We start from the raw sequence: 6829 nt of genomic DNA, 5'->3' as shown, positions 1-6829 counted from the left end.
AGTCGCCCAGATCAGCCGGGGTCCAGCCAACCTCGAAGGTGACCGTCTTCTCTTCATTGTATCCCAGGCTGATGGTCTTCACTTCGTTGTACACCTCGGCATCGGTCGGCCCGGTGATGACAACCCGGACCGGAACAACGGGCTCGGGCACTTCGCCATAGTTCTTGACCTTCACCCTGGGGAAGATCTCTTCGTTTAGGTACTCCGTACCGGACGGAACGTCAATCGCGGTCGCTCCCACGTCATTGAAGACAGGCAGCTTGACGGTGAACGCGTCTGTTAGGGTTGCGGTTCCGCCGCCCGGGCCAGAGTTCGTCACCGAGACGTCGCGTGCACCAGGTACCGCGGCAGGGTCAATGGTGATGTTAGCCGTTATCTGGTTTTCGTTATCAACCGTGGTCGAATTGATGGTGATGTTATCGGGTGGGTCAAACGCCACCGAGCTGGCGTCGGCCAGGTACTTGGTTCCGGTGAACACAATATCACCGGTCCAGCCCTGGTCACCCGAGGTAGGATCAATACTCGTAAGCGTCGGGGCCGGGTTTCGTACCTCAAAACCGTCGGTCAGAATCGCGGTTCCGCCGCCCGGGCCAGAGTTTGTTACCGAAACATCGCGGGCGCCGGTTGTGGCTGCCGGGTCAATCGTGATGTTGGCCGTCATCCGGTTACGATTGTTCACCGTCAGGGAGTTGACCGTAATATCAGCGCCGAAGTCAACCGAGCTCACGCCGTCAAGGAAGTAGTCGCCGTTGAACACCACATCTCCGGTCCACCAGCGCTCGCCTGATGTCGGTGCGATGCTTGTGAGGGCCGGCTCCGGGTTCTCCACCTGGAACGCGCCGGTCAGAGTTGCGGTTCCGCCGCCCGGCCCAGAGTTTGTTACCGAAACATCGCGGGCTGTGAGTGCGGCATCCTGCGCAATCGTGATGTTGGCGGTGAGCTGAGTCGGACTGTTCACCGTGACCGAATTGACGGTGATGTCCGCGTCCGTGCCGAACGCGACTGAGCTGACTCCGTCAATATACCCCGAGCCGGTGAAGGTCACGTCCAGGGTCTGCAACCGGGCACCTGATGCTGGATCAATCTGCGTCAGAGTGGGTTCCGGGTTTCTTACTTCGAAGCCATTCACCAGAGTTGCAGCGCCGCCGCCTGGCCCCGGGTTGCTTACTGTTACGTTACGCAGACCAGTGGCTGCACTGGCCGAAATCGTGATGTTGGCTGTAAGCTGGTTCTGACTGAGCACAGTGACCGAGTTGACCGTTACATCGGCGCCAAAGCTCACGGCAGTCGTACCCTGAATATAGCCGCTGCCATTGAACTGGACATCAAGGGTCTGCAACCGGCTGCCCCAGGTCGGGTTGATGCTCGTCAAAGTCGGTGCCGGGTTTCTAACCTCGAAGATGTTGGTTAGAGTTGCAGTTCCGCCGCCCGGGGCTGGGTTTGTCACCGATACGTTGCGCAGACCAGTAGCCGCACTGGCCGAAATCGTGATGTTGGCTGTAAGCTGGTTCTGACTGAGCACAGTGACCGAGTTGACGGTGATGTCGGCGCCAAAGCTCACGGTAGTCGTGCCCTGAATATAGCCGCTGCCGGTAAGCGTGACGTTCAAAGTCTGCAACCTGTTACCCCAAGTCGGGTTGGTGCCCGTCAGGGTCGGTGCCGGGTTTCGCACCTCGAACCCGTTCGTCAGGGTTCCAGTACCGGCTCCGTTGGTCACCGAAACGTCGTGGCCACCGGTCGGTGCAGTCGAAGCAATTGTGATACTCGCCGTGATTGAAGTCGGGCTGTTGACCGTGTAGGAGTTCACGGTGACACCTGTGCCGAAACTGACGCCGGTAACACTGACGAAGTTTGTACCGGTAATATCAACACTGAGCGTCTGCAGCCGGCTGCCAAAAGTTGGGTTGACGCCGGTCACGGTCGGCGGTAGCAACTGCCCGCCGGCAACGATGACGTCGTCAATGTACCAGCCATCGTACACAACCGAGCCGTCCGAAGTGAAGCGGAACCTGACCCGGCAGTTAGGCTGGCCCACATAAGAAGCAAGGCTGACACGGGTCGTGTCCCAGTGCGGCCAGCTCGGGCTTGTTCCGCTCCGGTTCAGAAGAGTTATCGGCCACGTGCTGCCTCCGTCAGTACTGAACTCAACTCTGGCGTAATCGTATCCGCTTTCAGTCTGATACTTCTCGCTGAACACAAGAAACGGGTTGACGGCATTAGTGAGGTTGATAACCGCGTTGCAGAGGAGCCAGACATTATCGGAGTTCGGGTAGCTGCCAGACTTACTCTCAGTTGCGACGTGATTCTCGCTGAACCGCACCGGATTGGTTGGTGGATGGGTGACATGTGGGAACGAGAAGGCAAGTCTAGTCGTGTCCCAGAGTGTACCCGAGCCACCAATAGTCCAGCCGGTAAGACCGTTGTTGAAGTTATCGTTTACGTAGTATTGTGTGACCTGCGTGTTGTCGTAGTAGTGAATCAGAACACTTGTCTGGTTGTTCGAGGTGGGCTCGGAAGTCGAAGTTCCGGTGATGTTGAATGTGTACTCAATCGGCCCGGGCCTAGTGTTCTGCGGAGTATAGGCATTCAGGGTGAATGAGGCGGTGCCGCCAGCAGGAATTGCGGAAGTCGAGACAGTCTGGGTCACCTGTGAAAACATTGTCGGCCTGGTCTCCCTGGTGCCGAACGTAATCGTACCTGCCGGATACTGAACTGTGCCGACGTTGCGTACCGTGAGCGTGAAAGTGGAAGAGCCGGTGTGTCCTGTTCCCGGATTCACACCGCTGACCTTTTCGATAACAAGGTCGGGATTAGAAGCAGCACCAGTGAACTCGGCGCGGATCATGAGGTCGCAGTAACCAAACGGGTCTTGGTAGTAGGAGCCGTAGTAGTAGTACCATTGCGTGCCTGACGGCGAGTTCAGCGCCCCGTCTGAGAACTGAGATATCCAGTTGGAGCTAAAGCTACTCGGATAGACGAACACGTAGAATGGGCCAGTCACGTTGACGTTGCAGTTGGCGGTGTACCATGCTGCGTCGTATATGTAGACTATTCCTGAAGTCCAGAGCACGCTACCAGGCACTCCACCGTTGTCCGACAGAATCTGAAAGTAGGCTTCTTCCGTGTAAGAAGGGTCCCTGCGGGCAAGGTAAGCCTTGCACTGAGTTACAGTTCCGGGGCCGGCCGAAAACTTCACTCCGAAGTAAAGGGACGTCGTTATGTAGTCGTACCTGTAGAACGGAATACCGTCGTCGTAGTACAGTGTGACATCGGTAGGCGACTCTGGTTCGGGGAACACCGTGTTGTCGTCTACACGGGTAGCAAGAAGTCGCCCGAACTCGTCCCGCTGGATCACCGGCTCCACGATTGGCCGGTCTGGCCGCGTTGGCGTTGACTTTGTTTCCTGACCCTGCGCAAGCTCTGCCTCTGGTGGCGCAGCAGTTGCGCTGCCAAGGAAAGCGGCAAGGGTCAGTACCAGCATGCATGCTTTCACTAGCATACGTCCTCCTTTGTTTTGCTCTTTCTGACCGCAGTCCTTTTCCTGCGGTCCTCTTTCTAGGTCGCTCTTCTCGTTTCGGATGTAACCCGGGTGCGGGTTCTCTAATACTTCCAGCCAGCACCGGGGCGTGCGGGCCGTAACCAAGTTAGTTATACCCCCCCCAGGGCCGCCTGTCAAGTGGAAAAAAGCATGGCCGAGTGGTCAAGTGGCCAAGTGCCAAACCAACAGCGGGGGAAAGATGTAGAGGCGACTATGCCGTCCCTACCCGGCATTCTACATTCTACCTTCTCAGCCCTGTTTTCACTATTGAACCACCAGCTTCTGCGTCTGTGTGAAGCCATTGGCTTCGACCTTCACGAGATAGACGCCGGCATTGACGTTCCGAAGGTCAATGGCGATACCAAGTGCCGGATTCCAGCTACTAGGGTGATGAAGCACCGGCCGGCCTGACACGTCGAAGACCGTGACCGATGCCCGTTGAGCCCTGGAACTCTTTGACCCTAGGATCCTAACCGTGGCGCTTTCTCTCGTCACCGGATTCGGCTGGACTCGAATATTTGGAACCTGGTATGGGACTGCCGGCTTTGCCACTCCACCTGCCGGATTCGCAAACTTCACAGTCAGGACCGGTACATTCTGAGGAGAAATCACAACCGGGCCGGTTGCTACCGGCATGTCGTCTGTGCCAATCGAGACCGACACAGTCTGAATCGGGTAGCCGACAATTGCCCGCAGTGTTGCCAGGAACCGACCCTGAGAATCGTACTTGTAAAGGCGACAAGCCTGACCGCCGGTGGCCAAGAAAATGTTTCCGGCAGTGTCGGTCGCCAAAGACGGGCTGAGCGGGTCTGAGGTGCTGATAGTCACAGTCCAGACCGTGTCGCCGCCCGGGTTCAACCTGGCCATCACCGGCCCGGCCGGCCTGTATCCGAGAAGGTAGAAATCACCGCCAGCTTCTCCAGCTATGGCGAGTGCACTTGTCGCAAGCGATTCAGGCAATACCCTTGTCCAGACGGTCTCGCCTGATGTCGTGAATTTGACCAGCGCTGCTCTTGTTACAAGCGAGTCCGCAATATTGGACGCGGCGATTAGGTGAGTTCCGACAAGACAAAGCCCGCTTGGCTGGTGCGCCCGGCCGAGTTTCAGGGTTCGATATGCGGTCAGTGTACCGGTTGCGTTGTAGCCAATCAGTAGAAGGCTGTCGTTCGGCAGCGTACCAGTGGAAAACAGCCCGTACACATTGTTCGCATTGTCTGCAACCAGCGGCCCGGAATACGTCGAAGCCTTGGACCTTGTCCATACAGTATCGCCCGTGGTGTTCAGCTTCACAATTCTGGCTGTCGGAGTCCGGCCAGAGCTGAGTCCAACGTACGGGCAGTTGTCCGGCCCCACCGCAACCGTCCCGCCATCGTCCGAAGCGTCAAAGTTGAGGGTCTTGTTCCAGATTTTGCTTCCTGCGGCTGAATACTTGGCGACGAAGATGTCTGAGGACTTGGTTGCTGTATCAAAGACCGATCCGGCGACGAGGGCGTCGGTTCCTCGGCATTGCACCGATGCGTTTCTGGCAACGTGTCCCGGGCTCCAAAGTCTAGTCCAGAGCGTGTCGTCAGCCAGCATTGCGTTAGACACAAGCAGAGCTGCAAGAAATGCCAGCGTTCTCCTCATCTGGTCTCCTTTTGTGTTCAGTCTAGTATAGTAGGTAGTCAGGGTCTGTCAATCGTACCAGGCCGCAATGCTCTCTTCTCTGCCCCATGTCGTTCTCAACTCATGTATCAGCATTCGCTTGACTTCCGTCGTGTGCGGTTAGAATTGGCCTGGATGAGTCGAGTTGAGTGTCTGCATGTTCCTGCAAGAGAGTATGCTTGCCGGACGCCAGCAGTCAGCCCGGAGCCACAGGCCCCAGGCCAGCGCTTCTTTCTCAAGGTCTACGGCTGCCAGATGAACCAGTATGAGGCCGGGATTGTGCGCACGATTCTTGCCCAGGCCGGATACAGGGAAACTTACCAGGAAGAAGACGCGGACGTATTGCTCATGCTTACCTGCGCGGTCCGGAGTCATGCTGAGCAGCGGGCACTTGGCCGACTTGGTACTTTTCGCAGAATCCGATCGCTTCGGCCCGGCCGGGTCGTGGGTGTACTTGGCTGCATGTCACAAGTTCTCAAAGATGCGCTCGTTCAGGACTCAGCCGCAGACTTGATCGTGGGCCCAGACCAGTACCGACTTCTGCCCGAACTAATCAACAAGGTTCGGAACAACTCTCGCCCGGTGGTTGCAGTAGGACAGACCAATGAGTGCTATGAGGGAATCATACCGTCTGTCGGCCCTGCTGCTACGGCCTCGCCTTGCCGGCGTGAAGGAATTGTGGAAAGAGCAGTGCAAGTATGTGGTCTGGTAACGGTCATGCGTGGCTGTGACAATTACTGTTCGTACTGCATCGTGCCCCATGCGCGTGGCCGGGAAAGGTCTAAACCTCTGAACCAGGTACTAGCCGAAGTCAGGGCAATGACTGAGAACGGAACCAAGGACATAACTCTGCTGGGTCAGAACGTACTTGCGTACCGGGCAGACGAACATGATTTCGTCTCGCTACTTGAGCAGGTGAGCATGGTCCCGGGTATCGAACGCGTCCGTTTTCTCACTTCGCATCCCCGGGACCTGACCGACCGGGTTCTGACCGCCATTGCCAGCATCCCGAAGGTCTGTCCCAGTCTGCACCTCCCAGTCCAGTCCGGCTCGAACCGTATCCTTGCGCTGATGAACCGGGGCTACACCCGCGAGGAGTACTTGGACAAGGTCGCTCGTGCCCGCAAGCTCATACCCGGTCTCAGCCTGACAACCGACGTGATGGTTGGGTTCCCGTCAGAGACAGATGCCGATTTTGCCGACACGCTTGAGCTCATACGCAATGTCCGGTTTGACTTTGCCTACATGTTCCGCTTTTCGGCGCGTCCCGGCACCGTCGCCGCCGGGCTCTCGCCCAAAGTCTCCGAAGCCGAATCCAGCCGCAGGCTGGCCCGGCTGATTGATGTCCAGAACCGGATTACCAAGGAACGAAACAGCGAAATGGTCGGCCAGGGCTGCGAAATCCTTATTGAACGCCCAAGCCCGCGCGGCACCCAGATGCTCGGCCGGACACCTCAAAACCGAGTTGTGATCGTCTCCGGCCCGTGCCGACCCGGCGACACGGTTCGTTGCCGCGTTACCGGAATAAAGGGCTGGACACCGCTGGCCCAGGTTATACAACAAGATGACAAGTTCCTAACCCCTAATGGGCACTGAGGCCATGGGCCCGGCCACCATCCCCGTGAGCGCTGCAGCCGGCCAGCGGTA

General features: G+C 57.5%; 3 protein-coding genes. 1 reads left to right on the top strand and 2 read right to left on the bottom strand.

The window, feature by feature from the left end; translation table 11 throughout:
* Both ABIL25_04990 and ABIL25_04985 read right to left on the bottom strand, forming a co-directional pair.
* A partial coding sequence (locus ABIL25_04990; protein MEO0081634.1) for a hypothetical protein occupies positions 1–3499 on the bottom strand: 3499 nt, incomplete at its 3' end.
* A 303-nt stretch (positions 3500–3802) separates the two neighbouring features.
* Positions 3803–5164, bottom strand: coding sequence for a T9SS type A sorting domain-containing protein (locus tag ABIL25_04985; GenBank protein MEO0081633.1), 1362 nt, complete (start codon positions 5162–5164; stop codon positions 3803–3805).
* A gap of 153 nt (positions 5165–5317) precedes the next feature.
* Here ABIL25_04985 and miaB point away from each other — a divergent pair, with 153 nt between their 5' ends.
* Positions 5318–6778: a tRNA (N6-isopentenyl adenosine(37)-C2)-methylthiotransferase MiaB gene (gene miaB / locus ABIL25_04980; protein ID MEO0081632.1), complete on the top strand. Its 1461-nt coding sequence runs from the start codon at positions 5318–5320 to the stop codon at positions 6776–6778.
* Positions 6779–6829: the final 51 nt, after the last annotated feature.

This window comes from candidate division WOR-3 bacterium (assembly GCA_039801365.1).
Lineage (GTDB): Bacteria > Hydrothermota > Tepidihabitantia > Tepidihabitantales > Tepidihabitantaceae > JBDRUN01.
The sequence above is the reverse complement of the archived record's forward strand: the minus strand, read 5'-3'. Positions and strand labels throughout refer to the sequence as shown.

Coding starts and splice junctions, on each gene's coding strand:
- ABIL25_04985 (MEO0081633.1), bottom strand. CDS start 5,164: ATGAGGAGAACGCTGGCATTTCTTGCAGCTCTGCTTGTGTCTAACGCA.
- miaB (MEO0081632.1), top strand. CDS start 5,318: ATGAGTCGAGTTGAGTGTCTGCATGTTCCTGCAAGAGAGTATGCTTGC.